The sequence below is a fragment of the Modestobacter altitudinis genome (assembly GCF_005930475.1).
In the GTDB taxonomy this organism is placed as follows: Bacteria; Actinomycetota; Actinomycetes; order Mycobacteriales; family Geodermatophilaceae; genus Modestobacter; species Modestobacter altitudinis.
Genome location: NZ_SJEW01000051.1, coordinates 12,918 through 35,341, shown reverse-complemented (window position 1 = coordinate 35,341; position 22,424 = coordinate 12,918). Strand labels below are relative to the sequence as shown.

At 75.0% G+C, this 22,424-nt stretch carries 25 protein-coding genes; 9 read left to right on the top strand and 16 right to left on the bottom strand.

Annotation, left to right across the window (positions count from 1 at the left end; translation table 11 throughout):
• A partial coding sequence (locus FHL79_RS17450) for an HNH endonuclease signature motif containing protein (RefSeq protein ID WP_218938503.1) occupies positions 1-1,036 on the top strand: 1,036 nt, incomplete at its 5' end.
• A gap of 105 nt (positions 1,037-1,141) precedes the next feature.
• On the opposite strand, the gene FHL79_RS17445 is transcribed toward FHL79_RS17450, so the two are convergent.
• From FHL79_RS17445 to FHL79_RS17440, 3 genes are all read right to left on the bottom strand, one after another.
• Positions 1,142-1,729 (bottom strand): dihydrofolate reductase family protein, encoded by a 588-nt coding sequence (locus FHL79_RS17445; protein WP_138759848.1) that lies wholly within the window; start codon positions 1,727-1,729, stop codon positions 1,142-1,144.
• Between the two features lie 81 nt (positions 1,730-1,810).
• Positions 1,811-1,963, bottom strand: a complete 153-nt coding sequence (locus FHL79_RS25165; RefSeq protein ID WP_171058213.1) for a hypothetical protein — start codon at positions 1,961-1,963, stop codon at positions 1,811-1,813.
• 72 nt (positions 1,964-2,035) lie between these two features.
• Positions 2,036-3,583: an ATP-dependent DNA ligase gene (locus tag FHL79_RS17440; RefSeq protein ID WP_138759847.1), complete on the bottom strand. Its 1,548-nt coding sequence runs from the start codon at positions 3,581-3,583 to the stop codon at positions 2,036-2,038.
• 38 nt (positions 3,584-3,621) lie between these two features.
• Here FHL79_RS17440 and FHL79_RS17435 point away from each other — a divergent pair, with 38 nt between their 5' ends.
• Complete coding sequence (locus FHL79_RS17435) at positions 3,622-4,062, top strand: flavodoxin family protein (RefSeq protein WP_138759846.1); 441 nt, start codon at positions 3,622-3,624, stop codon at positions 4,060-4,062.
• Here FHL79_RS17435 and FHL79_RS17430 read toward each other — a convergent pair.
• The 3 genes from FHL79_RS17430 to FHL79_RS25160 all read right to left on the bottom strand — a co-directional run bounded on the left by FHL79_RS17430 (position 4,052) and on the right by FHL79_RS25160 (position 8,394).
• Complete coding sequence (locus tag FHL79_RS17430) at positions 4,052-6,871, bottom strand: FAD-binding and (Fe-S)-binding domain-containing protein (protein WP_138759845.1); 2,820 nt, start codon at positions 6,869-6,871, stop codon at positions 4,052-4,054. The genes FHL79_RS17435 and FHL79_RS17430 overlap by 11 nt on opposite strands.
• Entirely contained in the window at positions 6,868-8,163 is a 1,296-nt protein-coding gene (locus tag FHL79_RS17425) for a hydroxyacid-oxoacid transhydrogenase (RefSeq protein WP_138759844.1), read from the bottom strand. Before FHL79_RS17425 ends, FHL79_RS17430 begins: the two co-directional genes overlap by 4 nt.
• An 87-nt stretch (positions 8,164-8,250) precedes the next feature.
• Positions 8,251-8,394, bottom strand: coding sequence for a hypothetical protein (locus FHL79_RS25160; protein ID WP_171058212.1), 144 nt, complete (start codon positions 8,392-8,394; stop codon positions 8,251-8,253).
• Positions 8,395-8,609: 215 nt separating this feature from the next.
• Between FHL79_RS25160 and FHL79_RS17420 the strand changes: the two genes are divergently transcribed.
• Positions 8,610-9,062, top strand: coding sequence for a cupin domain-containing protein (locus FHL79_RS17420; protein ID WP_138759843.1), 453 nt, complete (start codon positions 8,610-8,612; stop codon positions 9,060-9,062).
• Positions 9,063-9,187: 125 nt separating this feature from the next.
• On the top strand, positions 9,188-9,661 hold the full coding sequence (locus FHL79_RS17415; protein WP_138759842.1) for a hypothetical protein: 474 nt from the start codon (positions 9,188-9,190) through the stop codon (positions 9,659-9,661).
• Here FHL79_RS17415 and FHL79_RS17410 read toward each other — a convergent pair.
• The 8 genes from FHL79_RS17410 to paaA form a co-directional block, all read right to left on the bottom strand.
• Positions 9,587-10,171, bottom strand: coding sequence for a dienelactone hydrolase family protein (locus FHL79_RS17410; protein WP_138759841.1), 585 nt, complete (start codon positions 10,169-10,171; stop codon positions 9,587-9,589). The two genes, FHL79_RS17415 and FHL79_RS17410, sit on opposite strands and share 75 nt — an antisense overlap.
• Positions 10,172-10,224: 53 nt before the next feature.
• Positions 10,225-11,076, bottom strand: coding sequence for a helix-turn-helix domain-containing protein (locus FHL79_RS17405; RefSeq protein WP_138759840.1), 852 nt, complete (start codon positions 11,074-11,076; stop codon positions 10,225-10,227).
• Complete coding sequence (locus FHL79_RS17400) at positions 11,073-11,465, bottom strand: thioesterase family protein (protein ID WP_138759839.1); 393 nt, start codon at positions 11,463-11,465, stop codon at positions 11,073-11,075. The genes FHL79_RS17405 and FHL79_RS17400 overlap by 4 nt, the downstream gene beginning before the upstream one ends.
• Complete coding sequence (paaE, locus tag FHL79_RS17395; RefSeq protein ID WP_138759838.1) at positions 11,462-12,529, bottom strand: 1,2-phenylacetyl-CoA epoxidase subunit PaaE; 1,068 nt, start codon at positions 12,527-12,529, stop codon at positions 11,462-11,464. The genes FHL79_RS17400 and paaE overlap by 4 nt, the downstream gene beginning before the upstream one ends.
• The gene (gene paaD / locus FHL79_RS17390; RefSeq protein WP_138759837.1) at positions 12,529-13,038 is read right to left on the bottom strand and encodes a 1,2-phenylacetyl-CoA epoxidase subunit PaaD; all 510 of its coding nucleotides are present in this window, start codon (positions 13,036-13,038) and stop codon (positions 12,529-12,531) included. Before paaD ends, paaE begins: the two co-directional genes overlap by 1 nt.
• 8 nt (positions 13,039-13,046) lie before the next feature.
• The gene (paaC, locus tag FHL79_RS17385) at positions 13,047-13,955 is read right to left on the bottom strand and encodes a 1,2-phenylacetyl-CoA epoxidase subunit PaaC (RefSeq protein WP_138759836.1); all 909 of its coding nucleotides are present in this window, start codon (positions 13,953-13,955) and stop codon (positions 13,047-13,049) included.
• Between the two features lie 77 nt (positions 13,956-14,032).
• Entirely contained in the window at positions 14,033-14,398 is a 366-nt protein-coding gene (gene paaB / locus FHL79_RS17380; protein WP_138759835.1) for a 1,2-phenylacetyl-CoA epoxidase subunit PaaB, read from the bottom strand.
• The gene (gene paaA, locus FHL79_RS17375; protein ID WP_138759834.1) at positions 14,395-15,351 is read right to left on the bottom strand and encodes a 1,2-phenylacetyl-CoA epoxidase subunit PaaA; all 957 of its coding nucleotides are present in this window, start codon (positions 15,349-15,351) and stop codon (positions 14,395-14,397) included. Before paaA ends, paaB begins: the two co-directional genes overlap by 4 nt.
• Positions 15,352-15,543: 192 nt before the next feature.
• On the opposite strand from paaA, the gene paaK reads away from it, so the two are divergent.
• The 3 genes from paaK to paaZ are packed head-to-tail and all read left to right on the top strand — an operon-like array spanning position 15,544 to position 19,593.
• Positions 15,544-16,884: a phenylacetate--CoA ligase PaaK gene (paaK, locus tag FHL79_RS17370; protein ID WP_138759833.1), complete on the top strand. Its 1,341-nt coding sequence runs from the start codon at positions 15,544-15,546 to the stop codon at positions 16,882-16,884.
• Between the two features lie 40 nt (positions 16,885-16,924).
• Positions 16,925-17,548 (top strand): TetR/AcrR family transcriptional regulator, encoded by a 624-nt coding sequence (locus tag FHL79_RS17365; RefSeq protein WP_138759832.1) that lies wholly within the window; start codon positions 16,925-16,927, stop codon positions 17,546-17,548.
• Positions 17,545-19,593 carry a phenylacetic acid degradation bifunctional protein PaaZ gene (gene paaZ / locus FHL79_RS17360; protein ID WP_138759831.1) on the top strand — a complete coding sequence of 683 codons (2,049 nt, stop codon included), beginning with the start codon at positions 17,545-17,547 and terminating at the stop codon, positions 19,591-19,593. The genes FHL79_RS17365 and paaZ overlap by 4 nt, the downstream gene beginning before the upstream one ends.
• Positions 19,594-19,603: 10 nt before the next feature.
• Here the strand turns inward: paaZ and FHL79_RS17355 are convergent, their stop codons facing one another.
• Positions 19,604-20,311, bottom strand: coding sequence for a class I SAM-dependent methyltransferase (locus FHL79_RS17355; RefSeq protein ID WP_138759830.1), 708 nt, complete (start codon positions 20,309-20,311; stop codon positions 19,604-19,606).
• Between the two features lie 20 nt (positions 20,312-20,331).
• Between FHL79_RS17355 and FHL79_RS17350 the strand changes: the two genes are divergently transcribed.
• Both FHL79_RS17350 and FHL79_RS17345 read left to right on the top strand, forming a co-directional pair.
• The gene (locus FHL79_RS17350; RefSeq protein ID WP_246080919.1) at positions 20,332-20,829 is read left to right on the top strand and encodes an ester cyclase; all 498 of its coding nucleotides are present in this window, start codon (positions 20,332-20,334) and stop codon (positions 20,827-20,829) included.
• 75 nt (positions 20,830-20,904) lie between these two features.
• Entirely contained in the window at positions 20,905-21,381 is a 477-nt protein-coding gene (locus FHL79_RS17345) for a hypothetical protein (protein ID WP_138759829.1), read from the top strand.
• A 9-nt stretch (positions 21,382-21,390) separates the two neighbouring features.
• Here FHL79_RS17345 and FHL79_RS17340 read toward each other — a convergent pair whose 3' ends face one another.
• Positions 21,391-22,266: an ABC transporter substrate-binding protein gene (locus FHL79_RS17340; RefSeq protein ID WP_246080918.1), complete on the bottom strand. Its 876-nt coding sequence runs from the start codon at positions 22,264-22,266 to the stop codon at positions 21,391-21,393.
• Between the last annotated feature and the right edge of the window lie 158 nt (positions 22,267-22,424).

Sequence of the window (22,424 nt, the reverse complement as noted above, 5' to 3'; positions counted from 1 at the left end):
GGCGTTGGGCTGGGCGCGGGCGGGGGAGACCCCGGTCCGGTTGGGCGAGCGGTGCGCAGCAGCGTTGATCGCGGTGGACGCCGCGGCGGCCGACCGGCGGCGCAGGAAGGCTGAACGCTGCGCTGATGTGCAGGCCCGGGCCACCGCCGATGGGATGGGGCAGCTGATCGGGGACATGCCGATGCCGGTCGCCGCGGCCTGCCGGGACGCCGTGGACGGGCACGCGCGGCTGCTCAAGGCCGCGGGGGATGCCCGGCCGATCGGGCAGCTGCGGGCGCTGGTGATGGCTGATCTGATGTTGCGGCCGTGGGACACCTCCCGGGAGCCGGTGACCGCGCACCTGCAGGTCATCGCCCCCCTGCCGACGCTGCGCCAGCCTCCCAGCGGGGACAGCACGGTGCCGACCGACGCGGACACCGCGACCGTCGACGGAGCGCCGATCACCGCCGGGCAGTTGCGGGAGTTGCTGGAGCAGCTGGATGCGCTGTGCCCGGGCGGGCTGCAGCCCCCGACCGCGGGGACCTTGGGCATCTCCCTCACCGACCCGTCGACCGGGGCGTTGCGGGCGACGGTGACCCGCCCGGAACTCGAGCAGCTGGTCCGCCGCGGCTGCCCGGAGCACGGACAGTCGGCCGAGTGCGGGTGTGGGGTGCTGGACCGGCCGCCACCGATGGACCGCTACCGGCCCACCCCCGCGCAGCGGCGGTACGTGCAGGCCCGGGACCGGGGCTGCCGGCATCCCGGCTGCCGCCGCCCGGCCCGGTGGACCGAGGCCGACCACGTCTGCCCCCACGCCGAGGGCGGGGCCACCGCGTGCGAGAACCTGTGCTCGCTGTGCCGCCGGCACCACCGGCTCAAGACCCACGCCCCGGGCTGGCGGTTCACCATGACCGACGACGGCGTCCTCACGGTCACCACCCCCTCCGGGGTCACCCGCACCACCCGGCCACCGGGTCTCCGGCTGCCCGACGAGTACCTCCTGGCCCCCGTCGGCGGCCCACCACCGGACCCGGCCGACGATCCACCACCGTTCTGACCGACGTGGCGACAGGGCGATGTGGCGACAGGGCGACGTGGCGACACAGCGACATGTCGACCTGTCGGGATGTCGGGATGTCCACCCGTCGTGTCGCTACCGCCCTCAGCGTCGGACGGGGAAGACCATGTGCGTGACCCGGTCCCCCTGGACCGTCGTCGTCGGCTCTCCGAGCAGCGTCGGGCCGTGCGCGCCGTCGGTGAAGTACGGGCGGCCGGCGCCGAGGACGACGGGGACCAGGTCGATCGCCACCTCGTCCAGCAGGCCGAGGTCCAGGCACTGGCTGGCGATCGTGCCGGCCGCGACCCCGACGGCCGCGTCGCCGGCGATCTGCTGGGCGCGGGCCACGGCTGCCGGGACGTCGTCCCGGAACTCGGTCGACGGTCCGGCGTGCGCCCAGTCCTCCGGCGACCGGTGGGTCACCACCACGACCGGCACGCCCAGCGGGTGCCGCCCCTCCCACCCGTCTGTGAGGTCGAACAGCCGGCGGCCGACCACGAGCGCGCCCAGCAACCGCACCCACGACCAGTGTGCGGCGCTCTCCGGCGTGAGGTGGAAGGTGAGGTCGTCCCGGGCGGTGGTCACCTCGACGTCCCCGGCGTCGTACCAGTCGAAGAGCGGGCCGGGCGTGTCGTCCGGCAGGGCGACATACCCGTCCAGCGACATCGACGCAGATGACACGACCGTGCCCACGGCTGCTCCTGTCCTCGGCGGGCGGGCCGGTTCCCACCCTTCAGGACTGAGACGTCCCGGGCCGGAGGAACTGATCGGGCGTCAGGCCGGCGGGCCGTCGTCCGGCCCAGGGGCGTCGGCGAGGTCCTGCGGGGCCCCCTCCGAGGGCGACCGGTGCCGCTCGGGGTCCAGCGCCGCGGCCAGCCGCTGCTCCACGCCGGGGGTCGGGGCGCCGGCGTCGTCGTTCTCGGACATGCCCGAGGGTTCCCCGCTGGTGGTCCGCTGACACGTGGCTGACCGCGCGCACCCGGTCGACGCCCCCGCCCGTCAGCCGCCGGCGAGCAGGGCACGCACCGCGTCGATCGTGTCTGCCTCGGCCGCGGTCTTGTCCGGCCGGTAGCGCAGCACCCGGGCGAACCGCAACGCCACCCCGCCGGGGTAGCGCGGGCTGCGCTGCGCGCCGTCCAGCGCGATCTCCACGACCAGCTCCGGCCGCAGCAGCACACCCCACGGCGGCTGCTCGGCGGCCAGGCCGGGGAAGGTCGCCGTCTGCCAGTCCAGCAGCTCGTCGGTCATCCCCTTGAAGGTCTTGCCGACCATCACCGGCTCGCCGCCGTCGGGGTCGCGGGCACCGAGGTGGATGTTGGACAGCTTCCCCGACCGCCGGCCGTACCCCCACTCCGCGCCGAGCACGACCAGGTCCAGGGTGTGCACCGGCTTGACCTTCTGCCACGCCTTGCCCCGCCGCCCGGCCGCGTACGGCGCGTCCAGCGCCTTGACGACGACGCCCTCGTGCCCGGCGGTCAGCGCGTCGTCCAGCACCCCGGCCGCCTGCTCTGCGGTGGGCCGCCGCACGCCGGGCATCCGCAGCGCGGCGTGCGTGTCGTCGGCCAGCAACCCGGCCAGCGCGTCGAGCCGTGCGGCCAGCGGCTCGTCGAGCAGGTCGCGGCCGTCCAGGTGCAGCACGTCGAACAGGAACGGGCTGAGCAGCACACCCGCGTCGGAGCCGCTCTCGTCGGACCCCGTGCTGCCGAACCGGCTCATCGTGTCCTGGAACGCCCGCGGCCGGCCGTCGTCGTCCAGCGTGAGGGTCTCCCCGTCCAGCACGGCGGTCTGGCACGGCAGCGCACGGATCCGGTCCACCAGCTCCGGCACCCCGTCGGTCACCTCGCGCAGCGTCCGCGTCCACACCCGCACGACGTCGCCGTCCCGGTGCACCTGGATGCGCGCGCCGTCCAGCTTGAACTCGACGGTGACCTCGCTGCCCAGGTCGGTGAGCGCGGCGTCCAGCGACGAGCCCGGGCTGGCCAGCATCGGCCGCACCGGGCGGCCCACCTGCAGGTGCGTCGCGTCCAGCGCTGCGACCCCGCCGGTCAGCGCGGTCGCCGCGGTCTCCGGGAGCCGGCCGGAGAGCATGAACGCCCGGCGCACCGCGACCGCCGGCACGTCCGCCGCCAGCGCGACCGCGTCCGACACCACGCCCTCCAGCGCGCCCTGCCGCAGCTCTCCGGTGAGCAGCCGGACCAGGAACTGCTGCTCCTCGGCGGTCGCCGCCGACAGCACCGCGCCGACCAGCGCGTCGCGCCGCGCCGCGGACCCCGGCCCCGACGTCGTCGCCAGCTCTGCGAGCTCCGCGTCGAGCCCACCGACGGTCAGCGACGGCTCCGCCGCCGGCTCGCCGGTCAGCCGGGACAGCGTCCGCCAGCCCAGGCCGAGCCGGCCCTGCCGGAGCTCACCGGACAGCCACGCGGTGACCGGCTCGACCTCCGCGCCCCCGGCTCGGCGGAGCAGGTCGGCGATGGCCTGCGCCTTCGCCGTCCGGGACCGGGTGGCGCTGACCGCAGCGGAGACGGCGAGGACGTCGGCGAGGAGCACGGCGACATGGTGGCAGCCGACCGGGGGACACTGCCCGGATGCCGCGGCTCCTCGTCGTCCACCACACGCCCTCACCTGCGCTCCAGGCGGTGCTCGAGGCGGTCCGGGAGGGCGCGGCGCTGGTCGATGAGGTCGAGCTGACCGTGCGCCCGGCGCTCTCGGCCGGCCCCGCCGACCTGCTCGCCGCCGACGGCGTGCTGCTCGGCACCCCGGCCAACATCGGGTACATGTCCGGCGCGCTCAAGCACTTCTTCGACACCGTCTACTACCCGTGCCTGGACGCGACCGTCGGGCTGCGCTACGGCGTCTACGTGCACGGCAACGACGACACCGCCGGCGCGCTGACCAGCGTGCAGCGCATCACCGCCGCGCTGCGCTGGGAGCAGGTCGCCGCCCCGCTCAGCCTCACCGGCGCTCCCGGTCCGGCCGACCTCGAGGCCGTCCGGGAGCTGGCGGCGACCGTGGCGGTCAGCCTCTGACCGGTGGGGCCGCCAGCAGCTGGGCCAGGTGCACCGCCGGGCGCCCCTCGAGCTGGTCGAGCTGGGTGCGGCAGGAGAAGCCGTCGGCGAGGACGACGGCGTCCGGGCCGGCCGCCCGGACGGCGGGCAGCAGCGCGTGCTCGGCGATCGCGACTGAGACGTCGTGGTGCCCCCGTTCGACGCCCCAGTTGCCGGCCAGCCCGCAGCAGCCGCCCACCCGGGTCAGCGTCGCGCCGGCCCGGCGCAACAGCGCCTCGTCGGTGCTCCAGCCCAGCACCGAGTGGTGGTGGCAGTGCGGCTGCGCCACCACCTCCACCCCGGCCAGGGACGGCGGCTCCCAGCCCGGGGTCCCGGTCAGCAGCTCGGCCAGCGTGCGGGTGGCCCGGGCGACCCGCTCGGTCACCGGGTCCTCGACCAGCTCGGCGGCCTCCCCGCGCAGGACGGCGGTGCACGACGGCTCCACCCCGACGATGGGCATCCCCGCGTCGGCGTAGCCGGCCAGCGTGGTCAGCGTGCGCCGCAGGATCCGCTCAGCGGCGTCAAGCTGGCCGGTGGTGATCCAGGTCAGCGCGCAGCAGGTGTCCGCGGGCGGCACCACGACCCGGTAGCCCGCCGACTCCAGCACCGTCACCGTGGCCGTGGCCGCCTCGGGGGCGAAGTGGTCGGTGAAGGAGTCCACCCACAGCGCGACCGCCGGCCGGTCGTCGTCCGGGCGCGGGGTCCAGCCGGCGGAGAAGGTCTGCGGCGCGAAGGCGGGGAGGTCGCGGCGCTGGTCGACGCCGGCCGCCCACTTGGCGACCGCGCCGCCGGGCCGGGAGGCCAGCAGGGCGTTGACCAGCCGGGGCGCGCGGGCGGCCAGGTCCGACCAGCGGGGCAGCTGGCCCAGCGCGTAGTGCGGCCGCGGCCGGAGCCGCCGCCGGTAGGACTGGTGCAGCACCTCGGACTTGTAGGCGGCCATGTCCACCCCGGTCGGACAGTCCCGGGAGCAGCCCTTGCAGGACAGGCACAGGTCCAGCGCCTCGTGCACCTCTGGTGACCGCCAGTCGTGCACCGGACCACCCGGGGCCAGCATCTCCTGCAGCACCCGGGCGCGGCCGCGGGTGGAGTCCTTCTCGTTCAGCGTGGCCGGGTAGGAGGGGCACATGACCCCGCCGCCGGCGGTCAGGTCGGCGCGGCACTTGCCGACGCCGGTGCACCGGTGCACCGCGGCGGTGAGGTCCCCGCCGTCGTGCCGGTAGGCCAGCGCGAGGTGCTGCCGCCGGGGCGCCACCTCGGCGACCCGCACGTCGGCGTCGAACGCCGCCGGCCGCACCAGGACGCCGGGGTTGAGCACGTCGTCGGGGTCGAGTGCCCCCTTGACCTGCGCGAACAGTGCGAGGACCTCCGGGGAGTACATGTGCGGCAGCAGCTCGCCGCGCGCCCGGCCGTCGCCGTGCTCCCCGGACACCGACCCGCCGTGCCGGGCGACCAGCCGCGCGGCGTCGGTGATGAACGCCCGGTACCGCGGCCGGCCGCCGTCCTCGTGCTGCGCGCCGAACGGGAAGTCGATCCGCACGTGCACGCAGCCGTCCCCGAAGTGCCCGTAGGGCAGCCCCTGCAGGCCGTGCTCGACCAGCAGGGCCTCGAAGTCGCGGAGGTAGTCGCCGAGCTGCTCGACCGGGACGGCGGCGTCCTCCCAGCCGGCGTGCGCGGGGTGCCCGTCGCTGGTCCGGCCGGCGAGCCCGGCCCCGTCCTCCCGGATCCGCCAGATCGCCGCCGCCTCCGCCGGGTCGCTGACCACCAGGGTGTCGACCGCGCCCGCGCCGGCGGCCATCCGCCGGGCCCGGTCGGCGACCTCACCGGCGTCGTCCCCGGTCAGCTCGACGATCAGCCAGCCCTCGCCCCGCGGCAGGTCCGGGACGACGGCGGCCGGGACGTCCCGCAGCCGCTGGACGATCCGGGAGTCCAGCCCCTCGACCGCGGTCGGCGAGTACGCCAGCAGCGGCGGGGTGGCGTCGGCCGCGTCGGGCATCGACGGGTACCCGAGGACGACGAGCGCGCGGACCGCCGGCTCGGGCACCAGCCGCACGGTCGCGCCCAGGGTCAGCGCCAGGGTGCCCTCGCTGCCGACCAGCGCCCGGGCCAGGTGGCTGCCGCGTTCGGGCAGCAGGTGCTCGAGCGCGTAGCCGGACACCTGCCGGCCGAACCGCCCCAGCTCGGTGCGGAGCACCGCCAGGTGCGCGTCCACCAGCGCCTGCAGCTCCGCGGGCAGCCCACTGCTGCCGTCCAGCCGCATCCGCGCGCCGGCGCCGGTGACGACGTCGAGCGCGGCCACGTTGTCCGACGTCCGCCCGTAGCCCAGCGCCCGCGAGCCGCAGGCGTTGTTGCCGATCATCCCGCCGATCGTGCAGCGGTTGTGCGTGCTCGGGTCCGGGCCGAAGCGCAGCCCGTGCGGCCGGGCGGCGGCCTGCAGCGACGCCTGCACCACGCCCGGGTCGACCACCGCCGTCCGGGCGTCGGGGTCGATCGAGTGCACCCGGGACAGGTGCCGGCTGGTGTCGAACACGACGCCGGGACCGACCGCGTTGCCGGCGATCGACGTCCCGGCGCCGCGCGCGGTCAGCGGGACGCCGAGCTCCCGGCAGACCGCCAGCGTCGCGACGATCTCGTCGGGATGCCGGGGACGCACGACGGCCCGGGGCAGCACCCGGTACAGCGAGGCGTCGGTGGAGTACAGCGCCCGGGCCAGGCCGGAGTCGTCGACGTCGGCGACCCCGGCCCGGCGCAGACCGGCCACGAGCTCGGCGCCCTGCTCGGGCGCCCGGGTCACCACAGGGAGATCGACCGGCGGAAGATGCCCTCGAGGTCGTCCTCGGTGACCTCCTTGGGTGCGGTGGCCAGCAGCCGCTGCTGCTTGAGCGTGCCCTGCACCAGGTCGCCGATGTCGCCCTCGTCGTAGCCGACCGCGCCGATCCCGGCGGGGATGTCGATGTCCCGCATCAGCGCAGTCAGCACGCCCGGCAGGAACTGCGCGGCGTCGGCCGGCTCGTCGGCGCGGGGGTCGAGCAGCTGCGCCGCGCGGCGGTGCCGCTCGGGGGAGGCGTCGAAGGTGAACCGGAAGGCCTCCGGCGCGGTCAGCGCCACCGACATGCCGTGCGGGATCATCGGGTGGTCGTCCGGGTAGTCCTTGGGGGAGAAGTCCTTCACCCGGCCGGCGATCGGGTAGGCGTTGGCGTGCGGGATGTGCACCCCGGCGTTGCCGAACCCCATCCCGGCGAAGGTGGCGGCCATCGCCATCTTCGCCCGCGCCTCGTCGTCCTCCCCGTGCTGCACGGCCCGGCGGAAGGACTCCGCGAGCAGGCTCATCGCCTTCTCCGACCACATGTCGGCGATCGGGTTGGCCCCGCAGTAGGGCACCCGCTCCTCGGGCGTCTTGTGCTCATAGGTCGTGTACGGCCGCGCGGTGTAGCTCTCCAGCGCGTGGCACAGGATGTCCATCCCGGCCGCCGCGGTCACCCCGGCCGGCTGGGTGCGGGTGAGCGAGGGGTCGATGACGGCCAGCGTGGGCCGCAGCCGGGCGTGGCTGATGCCGGTCTTGACCTTCAGCGACAGGACGTCGAGCACGCAGATCGTGGTGCTCTCCGCGCCGGTCCCGGTCGTGGTGGGGACGGCGACCAGCGGGTGCAGCGGGTTCACCGGGGCCTTGCCCCCGCCGACCGGCTTGTTGACGTAGTCCATCAGCTCGCCGGGGTTGGTCGTCATCAGGTTCACCGCCTTGGCGGTGTCGATGCTCGTCCCCCCGCCGACGGCGACGATCGCGTCCCAGGGCCCGTTCTCCCGGGCCCAGTCGACGGCGTGCTGCAGGCTCTCGTCAGTCGGCTCGACGTGCGCACCGTCGAAGACGTGCGCCTCGATGCCGAACTGCTCCATCTGGTCGGCCACCCGCTGGGGGTGGCCGGTGGCCGCCACCCCGGGGTCGGTGACGACCAGGACCCGCTTCGCGCCGGTCTGGCTGAGGTCGTAGCCGATCTCGTCGGCGGCACCCACCCCGAACTTCAGGTGGGGCGCGCCGTAGGTGAAGACGCTCTCCGGGTTCGCGGGCTGGAAGGTGGACGCGGACATCGCAGCTCCTCGCTGAGCAGACGGGGCTGCCCATCCTGCTCCCCGAGGCCCACGGTGCGCAGGCCGGCCGCGCCGCGGCCCGGAGGATCAGCGGCGGGCGGCCAGCGCGGCGAGCTCGTGGGCCGACTCGAGGGTCGGCGCGCCCGCGACGGCGCGCTCGAACGCGCGGTCGTCGCGACGGCGGGCGCGGAGCTGGTGCCGGCGGGCGAGGGCGGTGCGGAGGCTGGTCATGACGGTGTCCTTGCTGCTGCACGATCCCTGCGGCGTCCTCCCGGCGCCGTCAGTTCGTATATCAAACTGTCGTCCGCCCAGCAGTGTCCGTCAAGGAGGTGTGAGGCACGGATCAGCGTGCGCCGATCGCCCCCGGGGAGGTCGCCGGAGGGTCACCATGGAGGCCGGCGCGTACGCACGGGGACACCCGCACCAGCACTCCCGAGGAGCCCGTCATGGCCGGTCCCGACAGCGTCCCGCCCCGCACGCGCACCGTCGTGCAGGAGGCGGCCCCGGTTCTGCGGGCGGGCGACGACCTCGCTGCCCGGCTCACCCGCACCGAGGTCCAGCGCGGTCCCTCGTCGGTCCCCGGGCGGGAGATCGTCCAGGTGCTGACCGAGATCCCGCGCGGTGTCGAGTCCGGCTGGCACACCCACCCGGGGGAGGAGGTGGGCTACCTGATCGGCGGCACCGTGGAGCTGTGCGTCGAGGGGCGACCGACCCGCACGGTGCGCGCGGGCGAGGGGTTCCTCATCCCGCCGCGCACCCCGCACAACGCCCGCGACCTCGGCCCGGGGACCGGGCGGATGCTCTCCACCTACCTCGTCGAGGTCGGTCAGCCGCTGGCCACCCTGACCGCCGGAGGGGTCGTCCCCGCGCGTCGCGCGGGGCGCGCCGCGTCCGGATAACGGTTCGGCTGCTGGCCGGGGGGCTCGGCTTGTCGGGACGGTCCGGCGGCGGGACCGTCGGGCCGTCGTCGCGCGGACCTCCGGGTGCCGGAACCGGCGCGGCCGTCCCGAGAGGTGGGGCCGTCATGTGGACGCTGCTGTGGGTCGTCGTCGGCTTCGTGGTGGTCTCCCTGGGCGTCGCCGCCCTCGCCCGCAGCACCACGGCACGGTGGGAGCGCGAGCGGCTCCGTCGCCGTCGCCCGCCGTCCCCACCGCCCGCGCCCACCGGGGTCGCCAGCCGGTTCGGACGCGCCGTCGCCACCGCGCGGCCGGCGGTCGCGCGGGTGCGGGTCCTGCAGCAGGCCGCAGAGCACGGTCTGGCGTCGGCCCGCCGACGTGGCGGGCATGCGGTGCCGCAGCTCACCGCCGTCCTCCGGCGGGTGCACCTCGAGCACCGGCACCCCGCCCAGCTCGCCGCGCGGGTCGTGCACCGTCGCGGGCGTCGCAGCCGGGCCGCGGAGGAGCGCAGCGGCGCGGGGGCCCAGCTACCGGCCGGCGAGGAGGGCGAGCACGCGCTCGAGGAGGAGCGCGGTCGCCGCGGGGTCGTAGGAGAGCAGTGAGCTGTCGGCGAAGTAGTGCTGGTCGCCGGGGTAGAGGAACAGCTCGGCCGACCCGCCCTGCCCGCGGACCTCCTCGACCAGGGCCCGGGCGGCGTCCAGGTCGCCCTCGCCGACGAAGACCGGGTCGGCGTCCATGCCGTGCACCTGCACCGGCACGCCGGCCGGCCACGGCCCGAAGGTGGACACCGGGACACACGAGTAGCAGAGCACCGCCCCGCGCGCGCCGGCCCTGGTCTGCGCCAGCCGCTGGGCGGCGAGCACCCCGAGCGAGAAGCCGATGTACACGACCCCGGCCGGCAGCTCCTCGACCGCCCGGGCGCCCCGGGCCATCACCTCGTCGAAGCCGACCTCCTCGGCGTGCGCGAGCCCCTCCTCCAGGGTGCCGAACGTCCTTCCCTCCAGGAGGTCGGGCGTGTGCACGGTGTGCCCGGCCGCGCGGAGCTGCCCGGCGAAGGCCACGACGCCGGGCGTCAGCCCCTGCGCGTGGTGGAACAGCACGACCTCGGTCATCTGCGCGCTCCTGTCCGTCGGCGGGAGCGACTGTAGGGCAGCAGTCGGCGTTGTCACCGGCCGTGCAGCGCGGCGAACTCGCCGGGGGTCATGGCGGTGACCCGGGCGAAGTCCCGGCTGAAGTGCGGTTGGTCGGCGTAGCCCAGCGCGGCGGCGACCTCGGCCAGGGTGGTCGTCCGCGAGCGCAGCCGCTCGGCCGCCTCCTGCAACCGGCGCCGCTGGACCAGCCACTTGGGGGTCAGCCCCAGCCGGCGGTGCACGAGCCGCTGCAGGCTCCGCTCGGACAGGCCGGTCTCCGCGCACAGCTGGGCCACCCGGGTCACGTCCGGCCGCGACTCGACGAACGCGACGAGCTCGTTGACCGCCTCGCCCTCGGCGTCGATGGGCAGGAACCGGCGCAGCGCGTCCCCGACGGCGTCCATCGCCGTCCGGTGCGCCCCCGGTGAGCGCGGGTCGGCCGCCATCGCCTCCCGGACGCGGGCGACCATCCGCGTCCCGTCGGCGCCGAGCACGTCGGTGACGTCGACGAACCGGTCGGTGTACGTCGCCATCGACGCACCGGTGAGCAGGGAGCCGGCGGCCGGCTCGCACATCAGCCCGACCGCCCACCCCTCCCCGGTCAGCGTGGTCGTGGATAGGCCGGACACCACGCCGTAGAAGCGGGCGTAGTCGCTCGACACCACGACCAGGGCCACCGGGTACTGCAGCACCTTCTGCGGGGCCTCGAGCCCCGGCGGCACCGACCAGACCGGGATCCAGAAGCGCCGCAGCAGCCCACCGAACTCCGCGTCGGGTGGGTACCGCCACATCGTGTGCGAGACGTCGCCCGGGTCCTTGAGGTGGGCGCGCTCGATCGCGTCCCGCGGGCCCGTGGCGTCATCGGGCGGTGGGCTGTCGGTGGTCATCGATGCCTGAGCCGGGCGTCCAGGACCTGCTGGGGGAGGACGACCTGCACGGTGGTGCCGTGCCCCAGCTCGCGGCCGGCCGCGTCCACGGCGCGGCACGCGCAGGTGAGCCGGTTGCCGGTCAGCTCCAGGCACGCCGCGCTCACCCGGACGGTGTCACCGACCCAGGCGGGCGCGAGGTGCTCGACCGACAGCGACCGCCCGATGGCCTCCTCGCCCGGCTCGAGGTGCGGGAGCAGCAGCGCCCGGCCGGCCTCCTCGAAGTGCTCGGCCATGCGGTAGGTCGCGTACACCGGGTGCACCGGCCCGAGCTGGTCGAACCGGACGGTCATCTCCGGCGTCACCACGACGGCCAGCTCGGCCGTCGCCCCGACGGGCACGGGGATCACGCGTCGAAGTCGACGGTGACCTCGTCGGTCAGCGGCAGGGTCTGGCAGGTCAGCACGTAGCCGCGCGCCACCTCGCCGGGGTCCAGGGCGTAGTTGCGGCGCATCTCCACCTCGCCGTCGGTCACCCGGGCCCGGCAGGTGCCGCACACCCCGCCCTTGCAGGCGAAGGGCAGGTCGCTGCGCACCTGCTGCGCGGAGTCGAGCACCGGGACCCCGCGCGGCAGTGCCAGGGTGGTGGAGCGGCCGTCGAGCACGATCGTCACCTGCGAGCTCGGCCCGTCGACGGTCTGCTCGTCGCCACGCACCGGCTCCGGGGGCAGGTCGTCGACGTAGAACAGCTCCTGGTGCACCCGCTCGGCCGGCACGCCGAGCTCGTCGAGCAGGGCGCGGGCGTCGGTGACCATGCCGTGCGGCCCGCACAGCCACCAGTGGTCGACCTCGGGGACGTCGACGAGGGCGCCGACGAGGGTGCGCAGCCGGTCGCCGTCGAGCCGGCCGCTGGTCAGCTCGGCGTCCCGCGGCTCCCGGGAGAGCACGTGCACCAGCTGCAGCCGGGTGCCGTAGCGGTCCTTCAGGTCGGCCAGCTCGTCGGCGAACATCACCGTGTTCGTCCGCCGGTTGCCGTAGAAGACGGTGACGGTCGACTCGCCGTCCCGGAGCACGGTCGCGGCGAGGGAGAGCACCGGGGTGACCCCGGAGCCGGCGACGACGAACACGTGGTCGGCCGGGGTGGACAGGTCGGCGGTGAAGGTGCCCGACGGCGGCAGCACGTCGATCTCGTCGCCGGGCCGCACCTCGTGGACCAGGAAGGAGGAGAAGAAGCCGCCGGGCACCTCCCGGACGCCGACCCGTGGGGCAGCGCCGACCGGCGCGCAGATCGAGTAGGAGCGCCGCTCGTCGCGGTCGCCGTCCACCCGGCGCAGGGTGAGCGCCTGGCCGGGGGCGAACATGTAGTCCTCGGCCAGCTCGGCCGGGACGTCGAAGGTCACCGCGACCGCGTCGTCGGTGAGCCGCTCCACCTGGGCGACCCTCAGCGGGTGGAACCGGGGCCTGGTGCGGGCCACTAGATCTCCTTCACGTGCTCGAACGGCTCGAGGCAGACCCGGCAGCGGCGCATCGCCTTGCACGCGGTGGCGCTGAACTCGCTGACCTCCTCGGTGTCGGGGGAGCCGCACTGTGGGCAGGTCGCCGTCCGGCGGGTCGCGCCGAGCGAGAGCGGCACCGGGCCGCTGGTGCGCACCGGGGCGCGCCCGGGTGGGGCGATGCCGCCGGCGGCGAGCTTGCGGCGACCGTCGTCGCTGATCCAGTCGGTGCTCCAGGCCGGCGACAGCACGGTGCGCACGTCCACGTCGGCGAAGCCGGCCCGGTGCAGGGCGTGCACCAGGTCGGCGCGCATGACGCCCATCGCCGGGCAGCCGGAGTAGGTCGGGGTGATCTCGACGACGACGGTGCCGTCCTCGTCGCGCACGTCGCGGAGCACCCCGAGGTCGGCCAGCGTGAGCATCGGCAGCTCGGGGTCGGTCACCGTCGCCGCCACCGCCCGGGCGTCGGTCCCGAGGGCAGAAGTGGCCACTCCTGCCCTCACCAGGTCGCTGCCGGGTGCTCGCGGGCAAGGCCCTGGAGGTCGGCGAGCAGGGCGGTCAGCTCCGGGCCGTGCTGGCCGGCGCGGCCACGGCTGGGCTGCTCGGCCGGCCAGGCCGGCACGGTCAGCGTCGCGCGCTCGAGCACCAGGGTCAGCACGTCACGCACCTCGTCCCGGACGTCGGCCGGGTCCACCGCCACGCCCGCCGCGGTCAGCCGCGTCTCGACGTCGGTCGCGGTGAACAGGTCGGCGAGCAGCGGCCAGACGGCGTCCACCCCGGCCTGGCTGCGGCGGTGCGACTCCGGTGTGCCATCGCCCAGCCGCAGCACCCAGCGGGCGGCGTGGTCGCGGTGGTAGGTCAGCTCGGGCACGCCCTTGGCGGCGATCGCGGCGAGCACCGGGTCGCGGGACTCGCGCAGCCGGGCGAAGAGCGCCAGCCGCCAGGTCGAGGCGACGAGCAGCCGGACGACGGTCTGCCCGAAGTCGCCGTTCGGGGCCTCGACGAGCAGGGAGTTGCGGAACTCATCGACGTCTCGGAAGTACGCCAGCGCGTCCTCGTCGGGGATCGAGTCGGTGGCCAGCGCGCGGGAACGGCCCAGGACGCCGACCGAGCCGGCCCGGGCCAGCAGCAGCCGGGCCTGGCCGAGCAGGTCCAGCCCGCAGTTGGCCAGCGCCACCTCCTCCTCGAGCTCGGGGGCGGCGGTCACCCACTGGGTGAGGCGCTGGCAGAGCACCAGGGCGTCGTCACCGAGCATCAGGCAGTAGGCGCCGAGGTCGGCCGGGTCGATGCCGGTGGGCACGGTCGTGTCCACCCCGGCCAGCGGCTCGTCGAACCCGGTGCCGAACGCCCACTGCCCCTCGCCCCCGTGCGCGTGGTCCAGCGCGTCGTACACGGTCTCCTCGTGCATGGTGACTCCTCAGGGCGGCCCCCTCTCAGGGCCCCGCCGCCCGAGGTACGAGGGTGGTGGGGGGAGAGGGGGTCCTTTTACATGTGCGGGACGTTGTCCGGGATCTCGTAGAACGTCGGGTGCCGGTAGACCTTGTCCCCGCTCGGGGCGAACATCGGGTCCTTCTCGTCCGGGCTCGACGCGGTGATGTCGGCGGCCTGCACCACCCAGATGCTCACGCCCTCGTTGCGCCGGGTGTAGAGGTCGCGGGCGGCGTGCACCGCCATCTCGTCGTCCGGGGCGTGCAGCGAGCCGACGTGCACGTGGTTGAGCCCGCGCTTGCCGCGGACGAACACCTCGTACAGCGGCCAGTCCCGGCGGGCGGTCGACGCCTTCGGCTCGACCGGCACCTCGGGCCCGGTGGGGACGGCGCCGTGCCCGCCCTCCGCCGTCACGTCGCTCATGCGTGCTTGCCCGCGTAGGCGGTGGCCGCCTCGGTCACCCAGGCGTTGTCGTCGCGGGCGGCCCGGCGGCGGGCGATGCGCTCGTCGTTGCACGGGCCGTTGCCGGCGAGGACCTGCTTGAACTCGGTCCAGTCGATCGCGCCGAAGCGGTACCGGCCGGTGTCGGGGTCCAGCGCCAGCTCCGGGTCGGGCAGGGTCACCCCCAGGACGGCGGCCTGCGGCACGGTCATGTCGACGAAGCGCTGGCGCAGCTCGTCATTGCTGTGCCGCTTGACGCCCCAGGCCATCGACTGCGCCGAGTTGGGGCTGTCGTCGTCCGGCGGGCCGAACATCATCAGCGAGGGCCACCACCAGCGGTCGACGGCGTCCTGGACCATTGCCCGCTGCCCGTCGGTGCCGCGCATCATCGTCATCAGCAGCTCGTAGCCCTGCCGCTGGTGGAAGGACTCCTCCTTGCAGACCCGGATCATCGCCCGGGCGTAGGGCCCGTAGCTGGACCGGCACAGCGGCACCTGGTTGCAGATGGCCGCGCCGTCGACCAGCCAGCCGATGACGCCGACGTCGGCGTAGGTGAGGGTCGGGTAGTTGAAGATCGAGCTGTACTTCTGCTTGCGCTCGATGAGCTTGTCGGTGAGGTCGGCCCGGTCGGCGCCGAGGGTCTCCGCCGCCGAGTACAGGTACATGCCGTGCCCGGCCTCGTCCTGCACCTTGGCCAGCAGGATCGCCTTGCGCCGCAGGCTCGGCGCGGCCAGCAGCCAGTCGCCCTCGGGCTGCATGCCGATGATCTCGGAGTGGGCGTGCTGCGCGATCTGCCGGACCAGCCCCTTGCGGTAGGCCTCCGGCATCCAGTCGCGCGGCTCGATCCGGTGGTCGGCGGCGATCGTGGCGTCGAACTGCGCCTGCAGCGCTGCCTCATCGGGTGCGGCCGGGCGGTCCAGCGTGGGCGCAGACATCTCGTCCCCCTCGTCGGGCGATCAATTACTGACCGAGTGGTCGGTAATGAGTGTGCCTGATCGCCGGTCGTCCCACAACCCGCGGCTTGACAGCTCCGGGGCCGAGGAGTTGGTTACTGACCAACTGGTCGGTAATGCGCGGCTGACCGCAGCCACCAGCAGGCCGGCGACGACGCTCGGAGGATGCCCGCGATGACCAGTGCGACCAGCGAGAAGACCCGCCGGCTGGGCATGGCCCCGGAGCCAGCGCTGCTCGACCCGGCCGAGCGGATGGGCGTCGACGAGCTGCGGGCCCTGCAGCTGGAGCGCCTGCAGTGGACGCTGCGGCACGCCTACGACAACGTCCCGCACTACCGGGCGGCCTTCGACGCCGCTGGCGTGCACCCCGACGACTGCCGCGAGCTGGCCGACCTGGCCCGGTTCCCGACCACGTCGAAGGCCGACCTGCGGGAGAACTACCCGTTCGGGATGTTCGCCGTCCCGCAGGAGCAGGTCCGGCGCGTCCATGCGTCAAGCGGCACCACCGGCCGGCCCACCGTCGTCGGCTACACCGAGCGCGACATCGCCACCTGGGCCACCGTCATGGCCCGCTCCATCCGGGCGGCCGGTGGCCGGGCCGGGGACAAGCTGCACAACGCCTACGGCTACGGGCTGTTCACCGGTGGGCTCGGCGCGCACTACGGCGCGGAGGCGCTGGGCTGCACCGTCATCCCGGTCTCCGGGGGCATGACGCCCCGCCAGGTGCAGCTGATCACCGACTTCGAGCCGCGGGTGATCATGGTGACGCCGAGCTACATGCTCACCGTCATCGACGAGTTCGAGAAGCAGGGCCTGGACCCGCGGGCCTCCAGCTTGCAGATCGGGATCTTCGGCGCCGAGCCGTGGACCGAGCAGATGCGCGCCGAGATGGAGGACCGCCTCGACATCGACGCCGTCGACATCTACGGCCTGTCCGAGGTGATGGGGCCGGGCATCGCCCAGGAGTGCGTGGAGACCAAGGACGGGCTGCACATCTGGGAGGACCACTTCCTGCCCGAGGTCATCGACCCGGCCACCGGTGAGGTGCTCCCCGAGGGCGAGCAGGGCGAGCTCGTCTTCACCTCGCTGACCAAGGAGGCGCTGCCGATCATCCGGTACCGCACCCGCGACCTCACCCGGCTGCTGCCCGGCACCGCCCGACCGGGCATGCGCCGGATGGAGAAGGTCACCGGCCGCACCGACGACATGATCATCCTGCGCGGGGTGAACCTGTTCCCGACCCAGATCGAGGAGGTCGTGCTGCGCACCGCGGGGCTCTCGCCGCACTTCTCCCTGGAGCTGACCAGCCGCGGCCGGATGGACCACCTCACCGTGCACGTCGAGGCCCGGCCGGACTGCCCAGCCGAGCGCCGCGCGCCCGCCGCCCGCGAGGTCGAGAAGGCGGTGAAGGACACGGTCGGCACCACCGTCGAGGTCCGCGTCGTCGACCCGGAGACGCTGGCCCGCTCGGTGGGCAAGCTCCAGCGGCTCACCGACCGACGTGAGCGGACATGACCGGGGCGAAAGTGGCCACTTCGGCCCCCCGGGTGGGGCCGTGACCGCGCCGGCGCGGCGGGGGAGACCCGGGCACTCGCTGGACTCGCTGCTGGAGGTCGCCGTCGCGGTGTTCAACGAGCGCGGCTTCGAGGCGACCAGCATGGACGAGCTGGCCACCCGGCTCGGCGTCACCAAGTCCGCGATCTACCACCACGTGCCCAGCAAGGTCGAGCTGCTGCGGCTGGCCCTGGACCGGGCGCTGGACGGGTTGTTCGCCGTCCTCGACGAGCCCGGCGCGACGACCGGCCCGGCGATCGACCGGCTCGAGCACGTCGTCCGCGGGTCGGTGCGGGTGCTGACCGCCGAGCTGCCCTTCGTCACGCTGCTGCTGCGGGTGCGCGGCAACTCGCCGGTGGAGCTCGCGGCGCTGCGGCGGCGCCGCGAGTTCGACCGGGTGGTCACCGACCTCGTGCGGGCGGCGGAGACCGACGGCGACGTCCGGCCGGACGTCGACCCCGCCGTCACCAGCCGGTTGCTGTTCGGCACCGTCAACTCCCTCACCGAGTGGTACCGGCCCGGCCGCGGGCTGGACGCCGACGCCCTGGCCGACGCCCTCGTCACCACCACCTTCAGCGGCCTGCGCACGGCCGCCCGACCGACCCCGCGAGAGGCACTCCGATGAGCGCACCCCTGCTGCCGAGCTACGTCGCCGGGCGCTGGTACACCGCCCCGGACGAGGGCACCCCGATCGCCGACGCGGTCACCGGCGAGACCGTCGTCCGGGTGTCCAGCACCGGGCTGGACGTCGCCGCGATGCTCGACCACGCCCGCTCCGTCGGTGGCCCGGCGCTGCGGGAGCTGACCTTCCACCAGCGCGCCGGCCTGCTCAAGCAGCTGGGCCTGCGGCTGATGGCGGACAAGGACGCCTTCTACGCGTTGTCCCGGCGCACCGGTGCCACCGACCGGGACAGCGCCGTGGACGTCGACGGCGGCTTCGGCACGCTGCTGTCCTACGCCAGCAAGGCCCGCCGCGAGCTGCCCGACGACACAGTCGTGCTCGACGGCCCGGTCGAGCCGCTGGGTCGAGGCGGCACGTTCCTCGGCCAGCACCTCTACACCCCGCTGCGCGGCGTGGCGGTGCAGGTCAACGCCTTCAACTTCCCGGTCTGGGGCTTCTTGGAGAAGCTCGCGCCCACCTTCCTGGCCGGCGTCCCGACCGTGGTGAAGCCGGCCAGCCAGACCGCCTACCTGACCGAGGCCGTCGTCCGCTCGATCGTCGAGAGCGGCCTCCTGCCCGAGGGGTCGGTGCAGCTGCTGGCCGGCAGCGCGGCCGGCGTGCTGGACTCCCTCGCAGGGCAGGACCTGGTGTTCTTCACCGGGTCGGCGGCGACCGCCCGCAAGCTGCGCAGCACGCCCGCCGTGGTGGCGAACTCGGTGCGGTTCAACGCCGAGGCGGACTCGCTCAACTGCTCGGTGCTGGGGCCCGACGCCACGCCGGACACGCCGGAGTTCGGCCTGTTCGTCGACCAGCTGGTCGAGGAGATGACCGTCAAGGCCGGGCAGCGGTGCACCGCGATCCGCCGGGCGCTGGTGCCCCGCGAGCTGGTGGACGAGGTGGTCGAGGCCACCCGGGCGAGGCTCGCCGAGGTCGTCGTCGGCGCACCCGGCGCGGACGACGTCACGATGGGCGCCCTGGCGAGCCTGGACCAGCGCGAGGAGGTGCTCCGCGCGGTCAAGGCACTGCGCGGGGTCGCCCAGGTGGTCGCCGGGGACCCCGACGACTTCCAGGTCGTCGGCGCAGACCGGGACCGCGGCGCGTTCCTGCCGCCGCTGCTGCTGCGCTGCGACGACCTGTCCGCCGGCGAGCCGCACGACGTGGAGGCCTTCGGCCCGGTCGCCACGGTGCTCCCGTACGACGGGGTGGCGCAGGCGGTCGAGCTCGCGGCCCGCGGTCAGGGCAGCCTGGTCGCCTCGCTGGTCAGCCACGACCCCGCCGTCGCGCGGGAGTTCGTGCTCGGCGCCGCGCACGCGCACGGCCGGGTGCTGGTGCTGGACCGGGACGACGCGGCGGAGAACACCGGGCACGGCGCACCGCTGCCGGTGCTCGTGCACGGCGGCCCCGGGCGGGCCGGCGGCGGCGAGGAGCTCGGCGGCATCCGCGGCGTGCTGCACGCCATGCAGCGCACCGCCGTGCAGGGCTCCCCGGACGCGCTGACCGCCATCGGCGGCCGCTGGGTCGCCGGCGCCCAGCGGCACGACGACGGCGTCCACCCCTTCCGCAAGTCGCTGGCCGAGCTGCGGATCGGCGACTCGGTGACCGCCGGGCCGCGCGCGGTCACCCTCGCCGACATCGAGCACTTCGCCGAGTTCACCGGCGACACCTTCTACGCCCACATGGACGAGGCGGCGGCCGCGGCCAACCCGCTGTTCGGCGGCCGGGTCGCACACGGCTACCTCATCGTCTCCTGGGCCGCCGGGCTGTTCGTCGACCCCGACCCAGGCCCGGTGCTGGCCAACTACGGGGTGGACAGCCTGCGGTTCCTCACCCCCGTCAAGCCCGGCGCGGCGCTGACGGTGACGCTCACCTGCAAGCAGATCAGCCCACGCGGCGGCGCCGACCACGGCGAGGTGCGCTGGGACGCCGTGGTGGTCGACGGGGACGGGAAGCCGGTCGCCACCTACGACGTCCTCACCATGGTCGCGAAGACCTGGCCGCCCGCCGGTTGACGTCCGCGGGTCAGGCGGCGACGGCGGTGACGAAGGTGCAGACGCCCTCGCCGTCGTCGGCCCGCTGCCGCAGCCCCAGCGCGCGGAGCACCGCCAGCTCGACCCGGTGCACGCGCCGCCGCAGACCGGCGTACTCCATGCTCCCCGCCCGCCGGACCTCGATCTGCTCGAACCCGGCCTGGCGCACGTGCTCGGTCAGCATCCAGTCCGGGAGCATCGTGATGTGCCCGGGCTGGTAGTAGTGCTTCGGGCCGAAGAACACCGGCGCGCCGCGCAGCAGCGTCTTCAGCAGCGAGTGCGGGTGGGTGACGTTCGGGGTGCTCACCACCAGCGTGTCACCGGGGCGGAGCAGCGCCCGGATCGACCGGAGCACCTGCCGCGGGTTCTCCACGTGCTCCAGGGTCTCCACGGAGACGACCAGGTCGAACGGGCCCCGGGTCTGCTCGGTCCACTCGGGGTGGTCCAGGTCCAGCCGGTGGATCCAGTCGTGCGGCGGGTACAGGTCGGTCGGGACGACGTCGAAGCCGGCGTCGCCGAGCCGCAGCGCCAGCGCACCGCAGCCGGCACCGACCTCGAGCACCCGGCCGCCGGCGGGGAGGGCCGCCCGCACCAGGGCCACCGCGTACTCGTGGACGCCGGGTGCGGCGTGCACGGAGTGACCGCGGTAGGCGCGGGAACTGGCCGTTCGCTGGATCGTCTGGCGCACAGGCGGCGTCACCTGCACAGGTTCCCATGCCGGTGTCCGGTCCGAGGGGCCTGGTGGCCGACGGGGAGGCGGAGCAGCATGGGGCGATGGCCTTCGACGTCGATCGGCTGCTCCGGCTGTGGACCGAGCTGCCCGCCGACGACGCGGTCGCCGCGGCCGCGTTCCGCGAGCTCTACACCGACCCGGTGACCGTCAACGGCGCGCCGGTCGCCCTCACCGGGCTCGTCGTCCGGGCCCGGGCGCTGCAGGCCGCCCTCGACCGGGTCGAGCGGGAGGTCGTCGACGTCGTCGAGGGAGGCGGCGGCAAGGTCGCCGTGGCGTTCCGGCTGCGCGGGCGGCACACCGGCACGCTCAGCACGTCCGCCGGGCCGGTGCCGGCCACCGGCGAGGTCGTCGAGCTCCGCGTCATCGACGTGCTGACCCTCACCGACGGCCGGATCAGCGAGATCTGGATGGTCGCCGACGAGCTGGGCGCCCTGGTCGGCACCGGCGCCGTCCGGGTGGTGCCGGTCGTCGCGGGCGGGGGCTGACCGGGGCTCCGGTGCCCCCCCCCGTCCGGAGACCGCCGTGCCGCCGACCGGAGCCGTGACCACTAGGTTGAGCGCATGCCGAACGGGTCGCCGGGAGACGTGCCCCCACGCAGCGTCCACGACCTCGGACTGCCGGGCCGGGCGGTCACCGCGCTGACCCGCGCCGGGATCACCGACCTCGACCGGCTCGCGCTGCTCAGCAGGGACGACCTCGCCGCCGTCCCCGGCCTGGGTCCGGGGATGATCGCCGCGATCCGGCTCGTCGTGCCCGGGCCGCCGTCCCCGGACGCCGAGCAGGAGTCGCCGGACGCGCCGGCGATCCCGTCGTTCGACTCGCTGCGGGCCCCGCGCGGCCGCTCCGCCGTCGACCTGCTCACCGCCGGCCCCCCGCCCCCGCTCACGCCGTCGCCTGAGCCCTCGCCGGTCGCGCCCGTGGCCGGTCCGCGGCCGGCGGAGTACGGCGACCTGCTGCGGCTCGGCGTCCGGCTGGCCTGCTGGTCGCTCCGCCAGCCGGGCCGCCTGCTGCACCGGCTGCTCGGCAGCCGAGGCTGACCCCGGGGGTCAGCCGGCGGCCCACCACCGCGCCGCGGCCGCCTCGGGCGTCAGTCCCTCGACCTCCACGGCCCGGTTCAGGCTGATGAGGTCGGCCGTGGTCAACCGGGCGCTGACCGCGTCCAGAGCGTCCGCCAGCCGGTGGCCCCACCGGTCCAGGGCGGCGGTGCGCACCAGCGGGACGACGTTCTCGTGCGGCTGGAGGGAGCGGTCGTCGGTGAGCAGGACCACCGGCGCCTTGCCGCCCAGCCGGGCGTCCGTGGTCTCCAGCAGCCCGACCTGGATCGACCCGGCGACCAGCGCCTCGACGGTGGCGGCCCGGGACGGCATGTTGACGACGGTGCCGAACCGCAGGCCGTAGACGGCCCGCAGACCGGGCAGGCACAGCGGGCGCTCCGGGCACTCCGGCGGGCCGCCGAAGGTCAGGCCGGGGGCCAGCTGCTCCAGCTGGGACAGCCGGCTGACCCCGTGCTCGGTGGCGAAGGCCCGGCTGACCGCGAAGCCGTTCTGGTCCTCGGCCGCCGCCGCGGCGAGCACGTCGACGCCCCGGCGGCCGAGCACCTCGCTGAGCGTGGCGTACAGCTGCTCCGGTGTGCTGGTGCCGGCTGTGCTGCCGGGGTCGACGAACTGCACCGCCGTGCCCAGGTAGTCGATCACGACGTCGACGACCCCCTGCTCGAGCGCCGGCTCGACGACCTCGCGGGTGCCGGCGGCGGGCTGCAGCGACACCGGCAGGCCCGCCTGCCGGGTGGCCTCCGCGTAGACCGCGGCGAGGATCTCGTTCTCGCTGAAGTCGTAAGAGGCGAAGCGGATCGTGTCCTCGGCGGGTTCCCCGTCGTCCGAGGCGCCGGAGCTGCAGGCGGTCAGCCCGGCGAGCAACAGCACGACGAGGAGGAGGACGGACGGCGCCCGGCGCCTGAGCACAGTGCCCGCCTTTCCTGCCGGAGCGTCACCACCGTCGGCGTGGGGCCACGGCGGCGCGGCACACGGCCACGCTAGCGGCATCGCCGCGCAGGAGGGGATGTTCGGGACCGCCGGTGAGG

Bases quoted from the DNA above. Each gene is read 5' to 3' on its own strand.
- FHL79_RS25165 (WP_171058213.1), bottom strand. From the start codon at position 1,963: ATGTCCGAGAACGACGACGCCGGCGCCCCGACCCCCGGCGTGGAGCAG.
- FHL79_RS17435 (WP_138759846.1), top strand. From the start codon at position 3,622: ATGCCGCGGCTCCTCGTCGTCCACCACACGCCCTCACCTGCGCTCCAG.
- FHL79_RS17425 (WP_138759844.1), bottom strand. From the start codon at position 8,163: ATGTCCGCGTCCACCTTCCAGCCCGCGAACCCGGAGAGCGTCTTCACC.
- FHL79_RS25160 (WP_171058212.1), bottom strand. From the start codon at position 8,394: ATGACCAGCCTCCGCACCGCCCTCGCCCGCCGGCACCAGCTCCGCGCC.
- FHL79_RS17420 (WP_138759843.1), top strand. From the start codon at position 8,610: ATGGCCGGTCCCGACAGCGTCCCGCCCCGCACGCGCACCGTCGTGCAG.
- FHL79_RS17415 (WP_138759842.1), top strand. From the start codon at position 9,188: ATGTGGACGCTGCTGTGGGTCGTCGTCGGCTTCGTGGTGGTCTCCCTG.
- FHL79_RS17410 (WP_138759841.1), bottom strand. From the start codon at position 10,171: ATGACCGAGGTCGTGCTGTTCCACCACGCGCAGGGGCTGACGCCCGGC.
- FHL79_RS17405 (WP_138759840.1), bottom strand. From the start codon at position 11,076: ATGACCACCGACAGCCCACCGCCCGATGACGCCACGGGCCCGCGGGAC.
- paaC (WP_138759836.1), bottom strand. From the start codon at position 13,955: ATGCACGAGGAGACCGTGTACGACGCGCTGGACCACGCGCACGGGGGC.
- paaB (WP_138759835.1), bottom strand. From the start codon at position 14,398: ATGAGCGACGTGACGGCGGAGGGCGGGCACGGCGCCGTCCCCACCGGG.
- paaA (WP_138759834.1), bottom strand. From the start codon at position 15,351: ATGTCTGCGCCCACGCTGGACCGCCCGGCCGCACCCGATGAGGCAGCG.
- paaK (WP_138759833.1), top strand. From the start codon at position 15,544: ATGACCAGTGCGACCAGCGAGAAGACCCGCCGGCTGGGCATGGCCCCG.
- paaZ (WP_138759831.1), top strand. From the start codon at position 17,545: ATGAGCGCACCCCTGCTGCCGAGCTACGTCGCCGGGCGCTGGTACACC.
- FHL79_RS17345 (WP_138759829.1), top strand. From the start codon at position 20,905: ATGCCGAACGGGTCGCCGGGAGACGTGCCCCCACGCAGCGTCCACGAC.